This is a genomic window from Pseudomonas sp. T8 (genome assembly GCF_024610635.1).
GTDB classification, from domain to species: Bacteria; Pseudomonadota; Gammaproteobacteria; order Pseudomonadales; family Pseudomonadaceae; genus Aquipseudomonas; species Aquipseudomonas chlororaphis_I.
The window spans coordinates 7,015,106-7,031,227 of record NZ_CP102374.1 but is presented as its reverse complement, the minus strand read 5'-3'; the positions used below and the strand labels follow the sequence as shown (position 1 = coordinate 7,031,227).

Annotated in this window: 18 protein-coding genes; 9 read left to right on the top strand and 9 right to left on the bottom strand. The window is 64.2% G+C overall.

Translation table 11 applies throughout. The features are described from left to right. Positions 1-61 precede the first annotated feature (61 nt). Together NRG23_RS32120 and rpiB are read right to left on the bottom strand one after the other, a co-directional pair. Positions 62-1,042, bottom strand: coding sequence for a sugar-binding transcriptional regulator (locus NRG23_RS32120; protein ID WP_016705332.1), 981 nt, complete (start codon positions 1,040-1,042; stop codon positions 62-64). A gap of 109 nt (positions 1,043-1,151) precedes the next feature. Beyond that, positions 1,152-1,613, bottom strand: a complete 462-nt coding sequence (gene rpiB, locus NRG23_RS32115) for a ribose 5-phosphate isomerase B (protein WP_016705333.1) — start codon at positions 1,611-1,613, stop codon at positions 1,152-1,154. A gap of 284 nt (positions 1,614-1,897) precedes the next feature. Between rpiB and NRG23_RS32110 the strand changes: the two genes are divergently transcribed. The 7 genes from NRG23_RS32110 to dhaL all read left to right on the top strand — a co-directional run bounded on the left by NRG23_RS32110 (position 1,898) and on the right by dhaL (position 9,298). Beyond that, a complete protein-coding gene (locus tag NRG23_RS32110) occupies positions 1,898-3,385 on the top strand; it encodes a sugar ABC transporter ATP-binding protein (protein ID WP_053269373.1) in 1,488 nt (495 codons plus the stop codon). After that, positions 3,382-4,392 (top strand): ABC transporter permease, encoded by a 1,011-nt coding sequence (locus tag NRG23_RS32105; protein ID WP_257373382.1) that lies wholly within the window; start codon positions 3,382-3,384, stop codon positions 4,390-4,392. Before NRG23_RS32110 ends, NRG23_RS32105 begins: the two co-directional genes overlap by 4 nt. A gap of 50 nt (positions 4,393-4,442) precedes the next feature. Beyond that, complete coding sequence (locus NRG23_RS32100) at positions 4,443-5,465, top strand: substrate-binding domain-containing protein (RefSeq protein ID WP_053269375.1); 1,023 nt, start codon at positions 4,443-4,445, stop codon at positions 5,463-5,465. 146 nt (positions 5,466-5,611) lie between these two features. Next, positions 5,612-6,370 (top strand): SDR family oxidoreductase, encoded by a 759-nt coding sequence (locus NRG23_RS32095; RefSeq protein ID WP_016705337.1) that lies wholly within the window; start codon positions 5,612-5,614, stop codon positions 6,368-6,370. 39 nt (positions 6,371-6,409) lie between these two features. After that, positions 6,410-7,516 carry an erythritol/L-threitol dehydrogenase gene (locus NRG23_RS32090; protein ID WP_016705338.1) on the top strand — a complete coding sequence of 369 codons (1,107 nt, stop codon included), beginning with the start codon at positions 6,410-6,412 and terminating at the stop codon, positions 7,514-7,516. A gap of 132 nt (positions 7,517-7,648) precedes the next feature. Beyond that, a complete protein-coding gene (locus tag NRG23_RS32085; RefSeq protein ID WP_101282776.1) occupies positions 7,649-8,650 on the top strand; it encodes a dihydroxyacetone kinase subunit DhaK in 1,002 nt (333 codons plus the stop codon). 3 nt (positions 8,651-8,653) lie between these two features. Further along, entirely contained in the window at positions 8,654-9,298 is a 645-nt protein-coding gene (gene dhaL / locus NRG23_RS32080; protein WP_257373381.1) for a dihydroxyacetone kinase subunit DhaL, read from the top strand. Positions 9,299-9,350: 52 nt separating this feature from the next. On the opposite strand, the gene NRG23_RS32075 is transcribed toward dhaL, so the two are convergent. The 7 genes from NRG23_RS32075 to NRG23_RS32045 form a co-directional block, all read right to left on the bottom strand. Beyond that, on the bottom strand, positions 9,351-10,073 hold the full coding sequence (locus NRG23_RS32075) for an immunity 52 family protein (protein ID WP_257373379.1): 723 nt from the start codon (positions 10,071-10,073) through the stop codon (positions 9,351-9,353). 17 nt (positions 10,074-10,090) lie between these two features. Next, a complete protein-coding gene (locus NRG23_RS32730) occupies positions 10,091-10,540 on the bottom strand; it encodes a Tox-REase-5 domain-containing protein (RefSeq protein WP_037005956.1) in 450 nt (149 codons plus the stop codon). 380 nt (positions 10,541-10,920) lie between these two features. Further along, positions 10,921-11,304: a hypothetical protein gene (locus NRG23_RS32065; protein ID WP_257373377.1), complete on the bottom strand. Its 384-nt coding sequence runs from the start codon at positions 11,302-11,304 to the stop codon at positions 10,921-10,923. Beyond that, entirely contained in the window at positions 11,297-11,866 is a 570-nt protein-coding gene (locus NRG23_RS32060; RefSeq protein WP_231103260.1) for a DUF4123 domain-containing protein, read from the bottom strand. Before NRG23_RS32060 ends, NRG23_RS32065 begins: the two co-directional genes overlap by 8 nt. A 2-nt stretch (positions 11,867-11,868) precedes the next feature. Then, positions 11,869-12,261: a PAAR domain-containing protein gene (locus NRG23_RS32055; RefSeq protein ID WP_016705345.1), complete on the bottom strand. Its 393-nt coding sequence runs from the start codon at positions 12,259-12,261 to the stop codon at positions 11,869-11,871. Positions 12,262-12,280: 19 nt separating this feature from the next. Next, positions 12,281-12,934: a hypothetical protein gene (locus NRG23_RS32050; RefSeq protein WP_124301834.1), complete on the bottom strand. Its 654-nt coding sequence runs from the start codon at positions 12,932-12,934 to the stop codon at positions 12,281-12,283. 140 nt (positions 12,935-13,074) lie between these two features. After that, positions 13,075-13,947: a LysR family transcriptional regulator gene (locus NRG23_RS32045; RefSeq protein ID WP_053269378.1), complete on the bottom strand. Its 873-nt coding sequence runs from the start codon at positions 13,945-13,947 to the stop codon at positions 13,075-13,077. 103 nt (positions 13,948-14,050) lie between these two features. On the opposite strand from NRG23_RS32045, the gene NRG23_RS32040 reads away from it, so the two are divergent. Next, the gene (locus NRG23_RS32040; RefSeq protein ID WP_009049655.1) at positions 14,051-14,548 is read left to right on the top strand and encodes a heme-binding protein; all 498 of its coding nucleotides are present in this window, start codon (positions 14,051-14,053) and stop codon (positions 14,546-14,548) included. Then, complete coding sequence (locus tag NRG23_RS32035) at positions 14,545-16,083, top strand: MFS transporter (protein ID WP_124314065.1); 1,539 nt, start codon at positions 14,545-14,547, stop codon at positions 16,081-16,083. Before NRG23_RS32040 ends, NRG23_RS32035 begins: the two co-directional genes overlap by 4 nt. The last annotated feature ends 39 nt before the right edge of the window (positions 16,084-16,122 follow it).

Sequence of the window (16,122 nt, the reverse complement as noted above, 5' to 3'; positions counted from 1 at the left end):
CCACGCCTGCAAAGGCCACTTTTTGCAGGAGCAGGCTGGCCCGTGAAGCGCTCTGGCGACCTCAGCCCTTACGGGTCGCATCGTCCAACGCGAGGATGGTATGGGCATTGGTCACGGTGGTCGCCAGTGTGTTGATCACTCCGGAACGCAAGGCGCCGAGGGTCGCGGCGGCCTTGGTGTTCTCACTGGCGATGGCCACCACATCGGGAATGCGCACCAGCTCCTGCACGGTCAGGCCGATCACCCGGCCCTGGATGGCGTTGACCGCCGGCTGGCCATGAATGTCGATGAAGTCGTAGCCCATCATGTCGCCCACGGTTCCGGACAGCCGCGCCTGGGCGATTTCCTGGGGTGAGAACCAGCCCATGCGCACCATGTTGCTGTTCTCGCTCATGTCGCCGATGCCGATCAGCGCGATGTCGGCGCGCCGGGCGCGGTCCAGGGTCGAACGCACGGTGTCGTTGCTGATCAGCACGCTGCGCAGTTCCGGGTTGGCCACCAGCGCCGGGGCGTACAGGGTTTCGCTTTCCGCACCGAAACGCAGGGCCAGGCGCCGGCAGATATGGTCGGGGTTCATGTACTCGCCAGCGCGCAACGAGCCGCCGATGGCGCAGACGAAGGTGCAGTTGCGGGTCACCGGCAGGAACACGTTGTCGGCCACCGCGCCGACATTGCGGCCCATGCCGACGGCGACGATCATGCCGTCGCTCAGGGTCTTGTTCAGGTAGTTGGCCACCAGGCTGGCCACCGCCGAGCGCTGGGTGTCGGGGTCGCTGTGGTCGACCGCGATCAGCGCCCGGTCCAGCTGGAAGCGCTCCACCAGCGCCTGCTCCAGCTCGTTGTTCATCGCCGGATGCTGCAACACCCGGACCTCGACTATGCCTTCGTCCCGCGCGCGCTTGAGCAGGCGGCTGACCTTGGCCCGGGACAGGTCGAAGCGCTTGGCGATGGCCTCCTGAGTGACGTTCTCAAGGTAATAGAGCATCGCCACCTCGGTCATCAGATCGATGTCGCTGGCTCCGCGCGGGGTACTGTCACTCATGTGGACTGGCTTCCGTATGGGCATCAAAGGCGCATTCTCTCTAGTCGATGCAGGTCGCGTCTACAGCCGGTTCTGCCCCATGGGCAGCGGGCTCCACGGCAGCCGGCGCCTACCGGTGGCCGTCGCGCTCGATGGCGTTGATCCGCTCGACCTTGGCCCCCGAGCGCGCGGACTCGAACTCCGACTCGAGGAACGACTTGACGATGCTCTTGGCCAGCTCGGCCCCCACCACCCGCGCGCCGATGGAGAGAATCTGTGCATCGTTGCTCTTGCGTGCGCGCTCGGCCGAATAGGTGTCGTGGGCCTGGGCCGCGCGGATGCCCGGCACCTTGTTGGCCGAGATGGCCATGCCGATGCCCGTGCCGCAGACCAGCACCCCCAGGCGGTGATGCCCGGCGCCGATGGCCGTGGCCACCGCCAGGGCAATGTCCGGGTAGAGCACCGGCTCCAGGGAATGGGTGCCGAAATCCTCCACCGGATGGCCCAGGGTCTCGATATGGCGCTTGAGCAACTCCTTGAGCTCGAAACCCGCTTCATCACATCCGATGGCCACTGAAAAGGCTGTGTTCATGGCATTTCGCTCCGCTGTCTGGGTGAGAGCAAGACTGATCATATGATCACTATATGAAACTTTGTTCAGTCATTTCTCAGGCATTCACCCCCTGACTGTCAAGCAGGATTTACCTGGCAGCCGAGTCAAAGCCCTACACAAAGGGTTACGAATGCATGAATGACCGCCGATACAGATTTACCCTGAAAGAGATTGACTGATCAGAATTTCATTTGATACACATATGATCACAGCGAAACATGACTCTGCGACCTAATAAGAATTCACAGCACGAGGACACGCCGATGGCCACGCCATTACTGCTCCAGGCTGAACATGTCGCCAAGGCCTATGCCGGGATCCCCGCCCTGCGCGATGGCCGCCTCGCCCTGCGCGCCGGCAGCGTGCACGCCCTGTGCGGCGGCAACGGCGCCGGCAAATCCACCTTCCTCAGCATCCTGATGGGCATCACCCAGCGTGACGCCGGCAGCATTGCGCTCAACGGTCGCCCGGTGCAGTTCAATCGCCCCGGCGAGGCACTGGCCGCTGGGGTGGCGATGATCACCCAGGAGCTGGAACCGATTCCCTACATGAGCGTCGCCGAGAACATCTGGCTCGGCCGCGAACCGCGCCGCGCCGGCTGCATCGTCGACCGCAAGGCCCTCAACCGGCGCACCCGCGAACTGCTGGAAAGCCTGGAGTTCGAGGTCGATCCCGACAGCCCCATGCATCGTCTGAGCGTGGCCCAGGTGCAACTGGTGGAAATCGCCAAGGCCTTCAGCCATGACTGCCAGGTGATGATCATGGACGAGCCGACCTCGGCCATCGGCGAGCGCGAAGCCGAGACCCTGTTCAAGGCCATCCGCCGCCTCACCGCCCGCGGCGCCGGGATCGTCTATGTCTCGCACCGCTTGAGCGAGCTGGCGCAGATCGCCGACGACTACAGCATCTTCCGCGACGGCGCCTTCGTCGAAAGCGGGCGCATGGCCGACATCGATCGCGCCCACCTGGTGCGCGGCATCGTCGGCCAGGAACTGCAACGCATCGACCACAAGGTCGGGCGCGAATGCGCGGCGCACAATTGCCTGGAAGTCCAGGGACTGAGCCGCGACGGCGAGTTCCAGGACATCAGCCTGCAACTGCGCCAGGGCGAGATCCTCGGCATCTACGGCTTGATGGGCTCGGGCCGCAGCGAATTCCTCAACTGCCTCTATGGCCTCACCGAACCCGACGCCGGCACGGTCAGCCTGCAAGGCCGGCCGCTGCCGGTCGGCGTACCGGCGGCGACCATTCGCGCCGGCCTGTCGCTGGTCACCGAAGACCGCAAGGACAGCGGCCTGGTGCTCAGTAGCAGCATCCTGTCCAACATTGCCCTGTCGGCCTACCGGCAGCTGTCGAGCTGGTCGCTGATCAACGCCCGCAAGGAACAGGCGCTGGCCCGGGACATGGTCAAGCGCCTGCAGATCAAGGTCTCCTCCCTGGATCTGCCGGTGGCCTCCATGAGCGGCGGCAACCAGCAGAAGGTGGTGCTCGCCAAGTGCCTGTCGACCCAGCCGGTGTGCCTGCTGTGCGACGAACCGACCCGAGGCATCGACGAAGGCGCCAAGCAGGAGATCTACCACCTGCTGGACGAGTTCGTGCGGGCTGGCGGCGCGGCCATAGTGGTCTCGTCCGAAGCCCCGGAACTGCTCCACCTGAGCGATCGCATCGCGGTGTTCAAGGGCGGCCGCCTGGTCACCATCAGCACCGATACCGCTCTTTCCCAGGAAGCCCTGCTGAGTCTCGCCTCATGAACGCCAAGACCCTTGTCACCCCTGCCGCCACACCCTCCACACCCGCCGCCACCGCCGTCGGCCCGGCACCCCGCAGCCGCCTGCGCCTGGCCCTCGACCGCTTCGGCCTGCCGCTGGTTTTCATCCTGCTGTGCGTGGTCATGGCCTTTGCCAGCGAGTACTTCATGACCTGGCGCAACTGGATGGACATCCTGCGCCAGACCTCGATCAACGGCATTCTCGCGGTGGGCATGACCTACGTGATCCTGACCAAGGGCATCGACCTCTCGGTGGGTTCGATCCTGGCCTTCGCCGGCCTGTGCAGCGCCCTGGTGGCCACCCAGGGCTACGGGCTGCTGGCCGCGGTCAGCGCCGGGATGTTCGCCGGGGCGATGCTTGGGGTGGTCAACGGTTTCATGGTCGCCAACCTGTCGATCCCGCCCTTTGTCGCCACCCTCGGCATGCTCAGCATCGCCCGCGGCATGACCTTCATTCTCAACGACGGCAGCCCGGTCACCGACCTGCCGGACAACTACCTGGCCCTGGGCATCGGCAAGATCGGCCCGGTGGGCGTGCCGGTCGTGATCTTCGCCGTGGTCGCGCTGATCTTCTGGATGGTCCTGCGCTACACCACCTACGGCCGCTACGTGTACGCGGTGGGCGGCAACGAAAAGAGCGCCCGCACCTCAGGGATCGGCGTACGCAGGGTGATGTTCTCGGTGTACGTGGTCTCGGGGCTGCTGGCGGGCCTGGCCGGCGTGGTGCTCTCGGCCCGCACCACCTCCGCCCTGCCCCAGGCCGGCACTTCCTATGAACTGGACGCCATCGCCGCGGTGGTGATCGGCGGTACCAGCCTCTCCGGCGGCACCGGCAGCATTGTCGGCACCCTGTTCGGCGCGTTGTTGATCGGTGTGATCAACAACGGCCTGAACCTGCTCGGGGTGTCTTCCTATTACCAGCAAGTCGCCAAGGGCTTGATCATCGTGTTCGCGGTGCTCATCGATGTCTGGCGCAAGAAGAAACGTTGACTCCCCCCCGTCCTTTCCATGGCACGACTACAACAATAACGGAGTTCCCCATGAAGCTTTCCTCCACCACCTTTGGCACCTCCCTGTTCGCCCTGGCCACGTCCTCCCTGCTCGCCAGCGGCATGGCCCTGGCCGAGGGCAAGCCCTACAAGATCGGCGCCGCGGTCTACGGCCTCAAGGGCCAGTTCATGCAGAACTGGGTACGCGAGTTGAAGCAGCATCCGGCGGTCAAGGACGGCACGGTGCAGATCACCGTGTTCGACGGCAACTACGACGCGCTGACCCAGAACAACCAGATCGAAACCATGGTCACCCAGCGCTACGACGCGATCATCTTCGTGCCGATCGACACCAAGGCCGGCGTCGGCGCCGTGGCCCGCGCCCAGGAAAACGACATTCCGGTGATCGCTTCCAATACCAAGGTTGCCAGCGCCAGCGTGCCCTATGTCGGCAACGACGATGTCGAGGGCGGCCGCCTGCAGGCCCAGGCCATGGTCGACAAGCTCCAGGGCAAGGGCAACGTGGTGATCATCCAGGGCCCGATCGGCCAGTCGGCACAGATCGACCGCGAGAAAGGCGAGATGGAGGTGCTGAAGAAGAACCCCGGGATCAAGGTCATCGAAATGAAGACCGCCAACTGGTCGCGCGCCGAGGCCCTGTCGCTGACCGAGGACTGGCTCAATGCCCACCCCAACGGCGGCATCTCCGGGATCATCGCGCAAAACGACGACATGGCCCTCGGCGCCCTGCAGGCCGTGAAGTCCCGCGGCCTGTCGCCGAGCGACGTGCCGGTGACCTCCATCGACGGCATGCCGGATGCGATCCAGGCGGCGAAAAAAGGCGAAGTCACCACCTTCCTGCAAGACGCCCAGGCCCAGTCCCAGGGCGCCCTGGACGTGGCCCTGCGCACCCTGGCCGGCAAGGACTACAAGCCGCAGTCGGTGATCTGGGAGCGTTATGCCCAGGACGTGAAATGGGAAGACGGCACCGACAAGCTGTACATCCTGCCGTGGGTGCCGGTAACCAACAGCAATGCCGACAGCCTGTACCAGCAGGTCGCCGGCAGCAAATAACCCCCTCTGTAGGAGCGAGGCTTGCCCGCGATAGCGTCCTTGCAATCGACGCATGCGTGGCTATGAGTCCGCCATCGCGGGCAAGCCTCGCTCCTACGAGACAGCGGTATTTTCAGCCATTCGTTTGCCATACAGGAGTCAACATCATGTCCGGATTCTGGGATCAGGCCTTCGACCTCAGCGGTCGCTGCGCGGTGATCACCGGTGGCGCCGCCGGGATCGGCCTGGCCTGCGCCACGCTGCTGGTGGAGCGCGGCGCCAAGGTAGCGCTGCTGGATCGCGACCCGGAGGTCGTCGAGATCGCCGCCCGCCTCGGCGCCGGGCACCTGGGGCTGGCCCTCGACCTGCGCCAGCTGGACCAGGTGCAGCATGCCGTGGACCGGGTCGCCGAGTACTTCGGGCGCCTGGATTTCCTGGTCAACAGCGCCGGCGTCGCCCTGCTGGACAAGGCCCTGGAAGTCAACGAAAACACCTGGGACACCACCCTGGATATCAACCTCAAGGCCAGCTTTTTCGTTGCCCAGGCCTGCGCCCGGCACATGCTCGAACGAGGCAGCGGACGCATCGTCAACCTCGCCTCCCAGGCCGCCGTCATCGGCCTGGACCGGCACGTGGCCTATTGCGCGAGCAAGGCCGCGGTGGTGGGCATGACCAAGGTCCTGGCCATGGAATGGGCCGCCCACGGCATCAACGTCAACGCCGTCTCGCCGACCATAGTCGAGACCGCCCTGGGCAAGAAGGCCTGGGCCGGCGAACTGGGCGAGCGGGCCAAATCGCAGATCCCGGTCGGCCGTTTCGCCCAGCCCGAGGAAATCGCCGGGCTGGTGCTGTACCTGCTCAGCGACGCCGCGCAGATGATCACCGGAGAGAACGTGGTGATCGATGGCGGCTACAGCATCCAGTAATCGAGCGTTACTCCCATTCATGCAGTGAGGCCCGTCGCCATGTCCACCTTGTCCGCCGAACACCTGTCACCCGAGATTCCCAGCACCATGCAGGCCGTGGTCTGCCACGGCCCCGAAGACTACCGCCTGGAACAGGTGCCGGTGCCGACACCCGGCCCGGACGAAATCCTGACCAAGGTCGAGCTGTGCGGCATCTGCATGGGCGACATCAAGACCTACCGTGGCGCCCCCTCCTTCTGGGGCGACGCCGAGCAGCCGCGCTACGTCAAGCCGCCGATGATCCCCGGCCATGAGTTCGTCTGCCGCGTGGTGGCCCTGGGGCCGGGCGCGGAAAAACGCGGGGTGCAGGTCGGCGACCGGGTGATCTCCGAACAGATAGTGCCGTGCTGGGGCTGCCGCTTCTGCAACCACGGCCAGTACTGGATGTGCCAGAAGCACGACCTGTACGGTTTCCAGAACAATGTCCAGGGCGCCATGGCGCAGTACATGATCTTCACCAGGGAAGGCATCGTGCACAAAGTGCCGGATGAGATTCCGCCGGACGAAGCCATCCTCATCGAACCCCTGGCCTGCTCGCTGCACGCCGCCGAGCGCGCCGACGTCGGTTTCGACGACATAGTGGTAGTGGCCGGCGCCGGCACCCTGGGGCTGGGCATCATCGGCGCGGTGCGGATGCGCAACCCCAAGCGCCTGATCGTCCTCGACATGAAGCCCGAGCGCGCCGAGCTGGCCCTGCGCCTGGGTGCCGATGAAGTCTGGAACCCGGCCCAGGAGAACGTGCTGGAAAAGATACGCGCGATCACCGACGGCTATGGTTGCGACATCTATATCGAAGCCACCGGCCACCACAAGGCTGTCAACCAGGGCCTGGCGATGCTGCGCAAGCTCGGGCGTTTCGTCGAGTTCAGCGTGTTCAACGACGAAGCCACGGTGGACTGGTCGATCATTGGCGACCGCAAGGAACTGGACGTGCTCGGTTCGCACCTGGGGCCCTACATGTACCCACGGGCCATCGACTTTATCGGCAAGCGCAAGATCGACATGCGCGACGTGGTCACCCACACCTTTGCCCTGGCCGACTTCAAGCAGGCCTTCGCGGTGATGGAGCGCGGCGACCGATCATTGAAGGTGGTGCTCAAGCCCTGAGGCCCCACTGCCTTCCAACCGGTTCGCCGACAAGCCCGCACCCGCGGACTCTCCCACTCCCTCCCCGGGAGGCGAGCTTGCCGGCGATTCACTGCACAGCCGTGCAGCTAACAGGAACAAGGAAACCGCGTCATGAATCGAGTGATCAACGATCCGGACCAGGTGGTCGAGGACATGCTGCAAGGCATCCTCCTGGCCCACCCCGAACTGGCCCAATACGAGGCCAACCCACGGGTCATCCGCAAGCGCCGCCTCTCTCCGATCGGCCAGGTGGGCATCGTCACTGGCGGCGGCTCCGGCCATGAGCCGGCCTTTCTCGGCTATGTCGGCCCTGGCCTGGTGGACGCCGTGGCGGTCGGCGAAATCTTCTCCTCGCCCACCGCCAAGAGCTTCTTCGACGCCTTCCGCGCCGCCGACCAGGGCGCGGGCGTGGCCTGCCTGTACGGCAACTACGCCGGCGACAACATGAACGTCAAGCTGGCGATGAAGATGGCCGCCAGCAAGGACATGCGGATCCGCACCGTAGTGGCCAACGATGACGTGGCCTCCGCGCCCCGTGAAGAGATCGGCAAACGCCGCGGCGTGGCGGGTGAGATCTTCATGTGGAAAGTCGGCGGCGCGGCGGCGGCCAAAGGTTATGACCTGGACGGGGTGATCGGCGTCGCGCAAAAGGCCGTCGACCAGTGCCGTTCCATCGGGGTCGGTCTCACGCCCTGCACCATTGCCGCGGTGGGCAAGCCGAACTTCCAGATCGCCGACGGCATGATGGAACTGGGCATCGGCCACCATGGCGAACCTGGCATCCAGGTTGTACCGGTCGAGTCCGCCGCCGCCATGGCCGAGCGCATGCTCGCGCCGATCCTCGCCGATCGCGACTTCAGCCGCGACGACAGCGTGGTGGTGCTGGTCTCCGGCCTCGGCGCCACGCCGGTGATGGAGCTGTATATCTTCTACGCCGAAGTCGAGCGCAAACTCAGGGCCAGGGGCCTGAAGATCCATCGTTGCTATGTCGGCAACTACTTCACCTCCCTGGAAATGATGGGCGTGACCCTGACCCTGCTGGGCCTGGACGCCGAACTGAAAACCCTGATCGACCACCCCTGCCGCTCCATCGGCATGACCCAGGCGGAGTGAACCATGAGCCAGCATTTTTCCAGCCTCGACGGCAGCGCCATCGTCAACGACCTGGTGACGGTGATAGTCGCCAACCGTGAATACCTCAGCGAAGTGGATGGCGCCATCGGCGATGGCGACCACGGCATCAACATGGCCAAGGGTTTCGCCCACTGCGGCCGGGCCATCGCCGGCCGCCAGCTGGACCTGGCCGGCGCCCTCGACGAATTGACCCTGAGCCTGATGGAAGGCATCGGCGGCTCCATGGGCCCGCTTTACGGCAGCCTGTTTATCGGCATGGCCGACGAAGTGCGTGGCAGCCAGCAGATTGATGCTGCCCGCTTCGCCCGGCTATTGCGCGGCGGACTGACCTCATTGCAGGACATCACCGACGCCGGAGTAGGCGACAAGTGCCTGATGGATACGCTGATTCCCGCGGTGAAGGCGTTCGAACAGGCCGAGGCCGGCGGCGCCTCGTTCAAGGAGGCCCTGCAGCGGATGAAAAGCGCGGCCTCCCAAGGCCGGGATTCGACCCGCGACCTGGTGGCGAAGATCGGCCGCGCCAGCCGCCTGGGCGAACGCTCGCTAGGGGTACTGGATGCCGGCGCCGTGTCCTGCTGCCTGATCCTCACGCAACTGGCGGACTCGATAGAGACGCGCCTGATCTGAAGCCCTGCGCGAGCAGGCTCGTCCCAGCAAAAGCGAGCCTGCCCGGGCTGACTCAATAGCGTCCGGGCAAAAGCCCGAGCTCCACCAGCTTGATATCGGTGTCACCCACTACCTGCACATGCTGGACGTTCTTCTCGTCCATGATGCCGGGACAGGAAACGACGATGGTTCCCCGGGATGGGATGGGACGCAGTTCAGCGACCTCCGGAAAATCCGCCGCCGACAGCGGGTGCGGACAATAGCCGATCCAGCCGATGGTCTGCCGATCCTGGAACACCCGCTGCTTGCGAAAATATTCGTTGGGAGCGACCACGCCCCAGGAAATTTCCGGCCAGAGACCGACCGCCGTGTTCATTAATTCGACAATGCCCCGCCGAGGATCCTGCAGGCAACGGACCAATGTCCCGGCTTCGGAAAACTCGATACCCGCGGGCAACGAGCCGCCGCTTCGTGCGTGATAGGTGATCGAAAGCCCGCCCTTGAGTGGATCGGATATCCCGTTCCACAGCACAAAACTCATGTCGTTGACGTCTAAGTCCGAGTCTTTCCAGGAGGCTATTTCCCGCCGCAGACTGTTCGGATCGAGGAGCACATTGTGCGTCAGGCCGTCATCCTTGCCTTCGGCGCACAAGAACCAGTTCTTGAGGATCGGGTCGATCTCACCTATCGCCTTGAGAAAGGCCAGGCTCCTGTCGATTTGTTCCTGTTCGGTAACCCGGGAAATCTTCTGCTTATCAAAGCTCAACTTGAAATTAAAACGCTTGAATGTGTCCATGAGCACTCCATACGGTCTCAGGCGATTATGTCCGGGTACTGCTTTTTATACTCGTCCAGCGCCTTTTGCTCCTCGCGACGCACTTCCTCGTACTCCTCATGATCTTTGGTTCCAGGCATCGGATTCCAATAGGCCGTCAGGTTGGTGAGCCCGCCCTCCTCGTACCTCTCGGAGCAATACTCGTAAACCTCCCGCTGAAGAAAATGCCACTCCAGCCTCACCGGCGGACTTGGCTTGGCCTTGCCTGCCTGCGTGAACGCCTTCGCGATCAAATCCTTCTCCACGCTCTTGGCAAACTTCGGATGCTTGAAACCGAATATGAGCATGAACTTGTAGTTGGCCTTTGCCTCTTGCAAAGTACAGCGGCTCTCCACAAAACCGTCCCAGTCGGTATTACTCCACAGCCACTCCCAGGGAAACGGAAAGCCGGTGACCCAGTTTTGGTACCGGCTCGACAAATCACTCATGCTGTGCCCCTTCCCGTTAACGGGAATGTACATATGCCCCTCTGCGGGTGGGCATTTCACACAGTCTTTCTTTTGAGTTTTACAGTCGCTCTCAGCCTCTCGGGTTCGGTCCCTGGTGCCCGCCTTGGGCAGCGCCTCAGGTTTGGTTCCAGGTAACGGCATAGGTTGCGGCACCGGCCTGGGGCTCGGCAGCGGAGCCGGCCTGGGGACGGTTTCCGGGATTGGAGTCGGCAGCGGCCGCGGCGGCGGCATCGGCAACCGAGGCGGTGCGGGTATGGGGACATCGAAGGGCAGCCTCGGTCCACTGCGAGGTATTGGCAGACGCAACCCACCGGTCATGGGAGGCGCCAGTTGCGCTACGGCTCCGCTAATGAAACTTGTCATTCAGGCATCCCTGTCTTGAGTGCGGCCCGCCAGGCCCGTTGCCCCTGGACGAAATCCATGACGCTTTCGTAATCGTGAAAACGCTGCTCCGGGGTGTCGTTTACCGGCCTTTTCATCCACCGGATAAATCCGGGTGTTTCTTCGAAACCGGGAAATTGCAGGCCAAAGCGCATGAAGCTCTCAACCGTATCAGGCTCTTCGATTTGCAGGGCCCAGGCTTTTTCCCGGTAGTCCTTGAGGTACTGGATGGTCTGCCAATGCCCTTTTTGCTCTAGCCACTGAGGATTGTACTGACGTATCTCGAGCATGATCTTCTCGATCACCTCATTTTGCCGAACCCGCTCCAGCGCTTTCAGCTGGTCTGCCGTCAACTCAAGCATGGCGAGCCTCCTGCCCAACCCGGTAATACGTCTGGTACGCCAGGGCCAATGGCTGCCAGATCTGCCAGCGATCGAGCGGCAACATCAGGGCCATTCGCTGCTCACTGTCCAGGACACTCTCCAGGCCACGACGGACGGTCGGGTTGTAATAACGAAACAGCGCCATCCGACCATCCGGCAGGCGGCTGAACAAATGGGATTTGAGATGATTGCTCAACGCTTCAAAGGAGCGCTCGCTCCACAGCCACGAGACCAGCGGCGACTTCTGGTCCCGCTCGATCAGCCAGTCGAGCAGTTGCGTGGCCTCGGCACTATCCCCTACGAACTCCACCAGTGCCGGCCCGCCACGGCTGATTTCGTCCAGTTCGGTAGCGGCCAGCAACCACTCGACGCGGATCGCCGCCCCGGCCGCATCCAGGCGGTTCTCCAGGGTCATGTAACGGGCGCCATCCACCAGCACATAGAGCCGGGTTTCAGGATGCTGTTCCAGGCAATGACGGATATGGGTGCGAAATTGCAGAACATTCGGATCAGGTCGGCGTCCATTGCCTGAAGCACTCATGGTCAGTTCCCCAGGCTCTGCAGCGGGACAAAGGTTTCATTGCGCTGTGCCGCCGCCAACAGGCACGGCAGACAAAGCCCGGGAATCTTGACCACTGGAGCGACCGCAGCAGCGCTGACCTGCTGCCCGATGATCACGCTTCCCGATCCGCTCACCACCACATTCCCGTGGTTGCCCGTCGTCCCCAGGGTCGCGACCGGCAATCCATTGATCAGCACATTGGCAACCACGCCGCTGACCAGGGCACTGCCGCAGGCCGTGGTGTCCGTCATCCGCGCTGCACTGAGCCCATCGAACAATACGTCAGGCGAACCCGAGACAATCGGGTTGCTGGCGTGCCCGGGCAATGGACAAGCGGTCATATCCGTGACACGGGCCGCAGGTTTTCCACTCATTGGCAATCTCCTTCATCCGTTAGGTATTGCATGTTGTCCCTACGCCATCGATCTGGAAGAGGCCAAAGCGCCAACAGGCATCCTCCACATCGAATAATGCAAGCTGGCTGGCCATCGAACCGGGAGCCTTGACGGGGGGCGACATCTGAAGCGCATCAGCGACAGTCCGCTCCATGGCGGCTGGCGCCCAGTCATCCAGTTCGTTGAGCTGCCGGTTGTAGTCCGGTACGCCAACACTTTTATAGGCGTTCAGCAGGTACTCGGGTAATTCCGTATCCGACCATTGCAGGTAGTAACCCTGGTCATCCAGGAAGGGCCGGGTCCAGGCAGTCAGCCCGACCGGAATCATTTCCTGTTGATCGGTGCTGAGGAGGCAGTCGCCCTGAGCCGCGAAACCCAGGCAGATATTGAGTTTCAGCCAGCCATCGGCGTGGCTGAGAAGCTGGGTAGGATCGAACAGCCGAAGTGGCACCACACGATAGTGGCGCAGATGGGAAGAACGCAGGTAGATCTCCGCATCCAACCGGGAAATGAACACTCGGACGATGGGTGCATCAGGGTCGCCGACACAGTTTATCTGCACCGGATCCAGGGCAAGATGATCGTGAATGCCTGTGACGGTGACCAAGCCATAAAGACGAATTGAGGATCTCAGTCCTTGAAATCGAACCATCCTGCTTCCTCCAAGCAGCGCGATCTGTCGGTCGCTCCATTGAGTCCGCCACTCTAGCAACGATGAATTGCGCAAGAAGTTGCGCAGTTGCGCTCAAAGCCTTGTGCCCACGGGCCCCGACGAATTCTTTGCAAAAAATTTCAAGAGCATTGGCCTCTGACCTGCTCGATATACCGCGCCACTGCGGGCGCCTTTTCGAAGCGGCGGTGGATCAGCGACAGCCAGGACGACGCCGTGCTGCCCTGGATCGGCCGGTACAACACATTGGGCAACCCCACGTGCCCGACCACCGACTCCGGCACCACGGCCACGCCCTGCCCCAGGGAGACCAGGGCCAGCACCGCCACCAGGCCGCCGGGCTGCGGCCCCAGTTTCGGCGCATAGCCACCCTCGGCCGCGACCTGCAAGGTGCCACTGATCTGCTCCGGAAGGACGAAGGTCTCGTTGTGCAGATGGGCCGGGGCGATCTCCGGCAAGCGTCCCAGCCAGGACTCGGCGGGCAGTGCCAGGACAAAACCTTCGGCATCCAGGCGGACCGCCTCGACCCCTTCGGGCAGGGTCATGGGCGAGCGGATGTAGCCGATGTCGAAGCGTCCCTCGGCCACCAGGGCCGGCAACGCCGCCATCGGGCTTTCGCGCACGCTCAGGCTGACGTCCGGGCAGTCCTGGCTGAAGCGCTGCACCTGTTTTTGCAACAGCCCCGAATACACCGCCGAGGCCACGTAGCCCAACTCGATATGGCCGATCTCGCCGCGCCCGGCGCGCTGGGCGTTACGTTGCGCGAACTCGAACTGGCGCACCGTGGCCTCGGCCTCGCGCACCAGGGCCGCGCCAGCCTCGGTCAGGCTGACCTCGCGCTGCTGGCGCACGAACAAACGGGTGCCCAGGGCCTGCTCCATGTCCTGGATCTGCCGGCTCAGGGTCGGCGGCGCGATGCCCAGCTGTTCGGCGGCGCGGGTGAAATTGCGTTGCCGGGCCACCGCCAGGAAATAGCGGAAATGACGGATTTCCATAAGTGCGTTAGCTCAAAGGTAATGAAGTGCTCCAGCGCGCCTAACAGAGTGGGCGAAAGCCCGGGATAAGCTGGCTGGACCTTCACAGTAGAGAGCCCAAGCCATGCACGTCAAACCTCTGTTTCTGGCCCTGATCACTTGCTGCAGCGTGCCCGCGACTTTCGCCGCCGAGAAAAACGCCGACGTTGCCCAGAAGGCAATCCTCAATTTCGCCACCGCCCAGCAACTGCTCAACGCCGCCCAGGAAACCGCCACGGCCAAGGGCTGGCCCTGCGCCGTGGCAATCGTCGACGACGGCGGCTGGCCGATCCTCAGCGCGCGCATGGACGGGGCGCCGGTGGTGGCCGGCATCGAGCTGGCCCAGGGCAAGGCGCGCACTTCGGCATTGTTCAAGCGCCCTTCCGGCGACCTGGAAAACGCCATCAACGGCGGGCGCCAGGCGGCCATCACTTCGGGCCTGCTGATGATGAAAGGCGCGCAGCCGATCCGCGTCGACGGCCAGGTGATCGGCGCCATCGGCATCAGCGCCGACACCCCGGCCCACGACGATGAAATCGCCCAGGCCGCCCTCGCCGCGCTGGATCAACGGGTGCAGCCATGAGGCCAGCCAGCCCGCGCCTGACCCTGCTCACTGCCTCCGGGGTGTGTTCGCTGATCGTGCTCGACACCAACATCGTCGCGGTGACGCTGCCGAGCATCGCCCGCGACCTGGGGGCCAACTTTGCCGATATCGAGTGGGTGGTCAGCGCCTACATGCTGGCCTTCGCCGCCCTGCTGCTGCCGGCCGGCAGCCTGGCCGACCGCTTCGGGCGCAAGCGCACCCTGCTCTGTGGCCTCGGGCTGTTCATCCTCGCCTCGCTCGGCTGTGGCGCCGCGCCCAACGTGCTGTTGCTCGACATCGCCCGGGCGATCAAGGGCGTCGGCGCGGCGCTGCTGCTGACCTCGGCCCTGGCCACCATCGGCCACACCTTCCATGACGAGCTCGAACGGGCCAAGGCCTGGGCGTTCTGGGGGGCCTGCATGGGCGTGGCGATGACCGCCGCGCCGACCATTGGTGGCCTGATCACCGAGTCCATCGGCTGGCGCTGGATTTTCTACCTCAACCTGCCGGTGGGCGGGCTGCTGGTGCTGATGGTGTGGCGCGCGATACCGGAGTCCCGCGATACCCAGGCCGCGCGCCTCGATCCCTGGGGCAGCCTGGCCTTCAGCGCCAGCCTGCTGTGCCTGATCTGGGGCCTGATCGAAGCCAATCGCATCGGCTGGAGCCACCCGCTGACCTACACCCGGCTGTTGGCCGGCGTGGCGCTGCTCGGATTGTTCGTGCTGATCGAACGGGTGCAGCGCCGGCCCATGGTCGACCTGCAGCTGTTCCGCCATCCGCGCTTTATCGGTGCCCTGCTGGGGATGTTCGCCTACGCCGGCTGCGCCCAGGTGATGATGACCCTGCTGCCCTTCTACCTGCAGAACGGCCTGGGCTTCTCGGCCATCGCCTCGGGGCTGGGCATGCTGCCATTTGCCCTGACCATGCTGATCTGTCCGCGCATCGGCGTGCGCCTGGCGACGCGTTATGCCCCGGCGACCCTGATGGCCGCCGGCCTGACCCTGGTCGGCTGCGGCAACCTGCTCGCGGCCTGGGCCGTGCAGGCTGGCGGCTACCTGAGCTTTGCCCTGGCCATCGCGGTGACCGGCGCCGGTGCCGGCCTGCTCAATGGCGACACGCAGAAAAACATCATGGCCTGTGTGCCCCGCGACCGCGCCGGCATGGCCTCGGGCCTGAGCACCACCATGCGCTTCAGCGCCATCATGCTGGCCATCGGCGTGTTCGGCGCCCTGCTCGGCAGCCATACCCAGCAACGCCTGCACGTCAGCCTGGGCAAGAGCGCCACGCCATGGCTCGACCAGGCCCAGGCCATCGCCTCACGGGTGGTGGCCGGCGACATGCCCGCGGCCCTGGCACTGCTGCCCGACTCCGCGAAAGGGCTGGTCGAACCCCTGGCCCGCCAGGCCTTCGTCGACGGCTTCGGCGTGGTGCTCTGGGTCGCCGGGCTCCTGGCGCTGCTCGCGGCGGTAACGGTCGGTACGTTGATGCGCAACCCCATCCCGCAGCCGCGGCCGTTGACGCTGAGCGTGGAGTGAAATCAGGTGGGACTCGTCATATGGCCACTGAAATCGTTC

What these genes read in the sequence shown, in the direction of transcription:
- NRG23_RS32120 (WP_016705332.1), bottom strand. Translation starts at nt 1,042, where the DNA reads ATGAGTGACAGTACCCCGCGCGGAGCCAGCGACATCGATCTGATGACC.
- rpiB (WP_016705333.1), bottom strand. Translation starts at nt 1,613, where the DNA reads ATGAACACAGCCTTTTCAGTGGCCATCGGATGTGATGAAGCGGGTTTC.
- NRG23_RS32110 (WP_053269373.1), top strand. Translation starts at nt 1,898, where the DNA reads ATGGCCACGCCATTACTGCTCCAGGCTGAACATGTCGCCAAGGCCTAT.
- NRG23_RS32105 (WP_257373382.1), top strand. Translation starts at nt 3,382, where the DNA reads ATGAACGCCAAGACCCTTGTCACCCCTGCCGCCACACCCTCCACACCC.
- NRG23_RS32100 (WP_053269375.1), top strand. Translation starts at nt 4,443, where the DNA reads ATGAAGCTTTCCTCCACCACCTTTGGCACCTCCCTGTTCGCCCTGGCC.
- NRG23_RS32095 (WP_016705337.1), top strand. Translation starts at nt 5,612, where the DNA reads ATGTCCGGATTCTGGGATCAGGCCTTCGACCTCAGCGGTCGCTGCGCG.
- NRG23_RS32090 (WP_016705338.1), top strand. Translation starts at nt 6,410, where the DNA reads ATGTCCACCTTGTCCGCCGAACACCTGTCACCCGAGATTCCCAGCACC.
- NRG23_RS32085 (WP_101282776.1), top strand. Translation starts at nt 7,649, where the DNA reads ATGAATCGAGTGATCAACGATCCGGACCAGGTGGTCGAGGACATGCTG.
- dhaL (WP_257373381.1), top strand. Translation starts at nt 8,654, where the DNA reads ATGAGCCAGCATTTTTCCAGCCTCGACGGCAGCGCCATCGTCAACGAC.
- NRG23_RS32075 (WP_257373379.1), bottom strand. Translation starts at nt 10,073, where the DNA reads ATGGACACATTCAAGCGTTTTAATTTCAAGTTGAGCTTTGATAAGCAG.
- NRG23_RS32730 (WP_037005956.1), bottom strand. Translation starts at nt 10,540, where the DNA reads ATGAGTGATTTGTCGAGCCGGTACCAAAACTGGGTCACCGGCTTTCCG.
- NRG23_RS32065 (WP_257373377.1), bottom strand. Translation starts at nt 11,304, where the DNA reads ATGCTTGAGTTGACGGCAGACCAGCTGAAAGCGCTGGAGCGGGTTCGG.
- NRG23_RS32060 (WP_231103260.1), bottom strand. Translation starts at nt 11,866, where the DNA reads ATGAGTGCTTCAGGCAATGGACGCCGACCTGATCCGAATGTTCTGCAA.
- NRG23_RS32055 (WP_016705345.1), bottom strand. Translation starts at nt 12,261, where the DNA reads ATGAGTGGAAAACCTGCGGCCCGTGTCACGGATATGACCGCTTGTCCA.
- NRG23_RS32050 (WP_124301834.1), bottom strand. Translation starts at nt 12,934, where the DNA reads ATGGTTCGATTTCAAGGACTGAGATCCTCAATTCGTCTTTATGGCTTG.
- NRG23_RS32045 (WP_053269378.1), bottom strand. Translation starts at nt 13,947, where the DNA reads ATGGAAATCCGTCATTTCCGCTATTTCCTGGCGGTGGCCCGGCAACGC.
- NRG23_RS32040 (WP_009049655.1), top strand. Translation starts at nt 14,051, where the DNA reads ATGCACGTCAAACCTCTGTTTCTGGCCCTGATCACTTGCTGCAGCGTG.
- NRG23_RS32035 (WP_124314065.1), top strand. Translation starts at nt 14,545, where the DNA reads ATGAGGCCAGCCAGCCCGCGCCTGACCCTGCTCACTGCCTCCGGGGTG.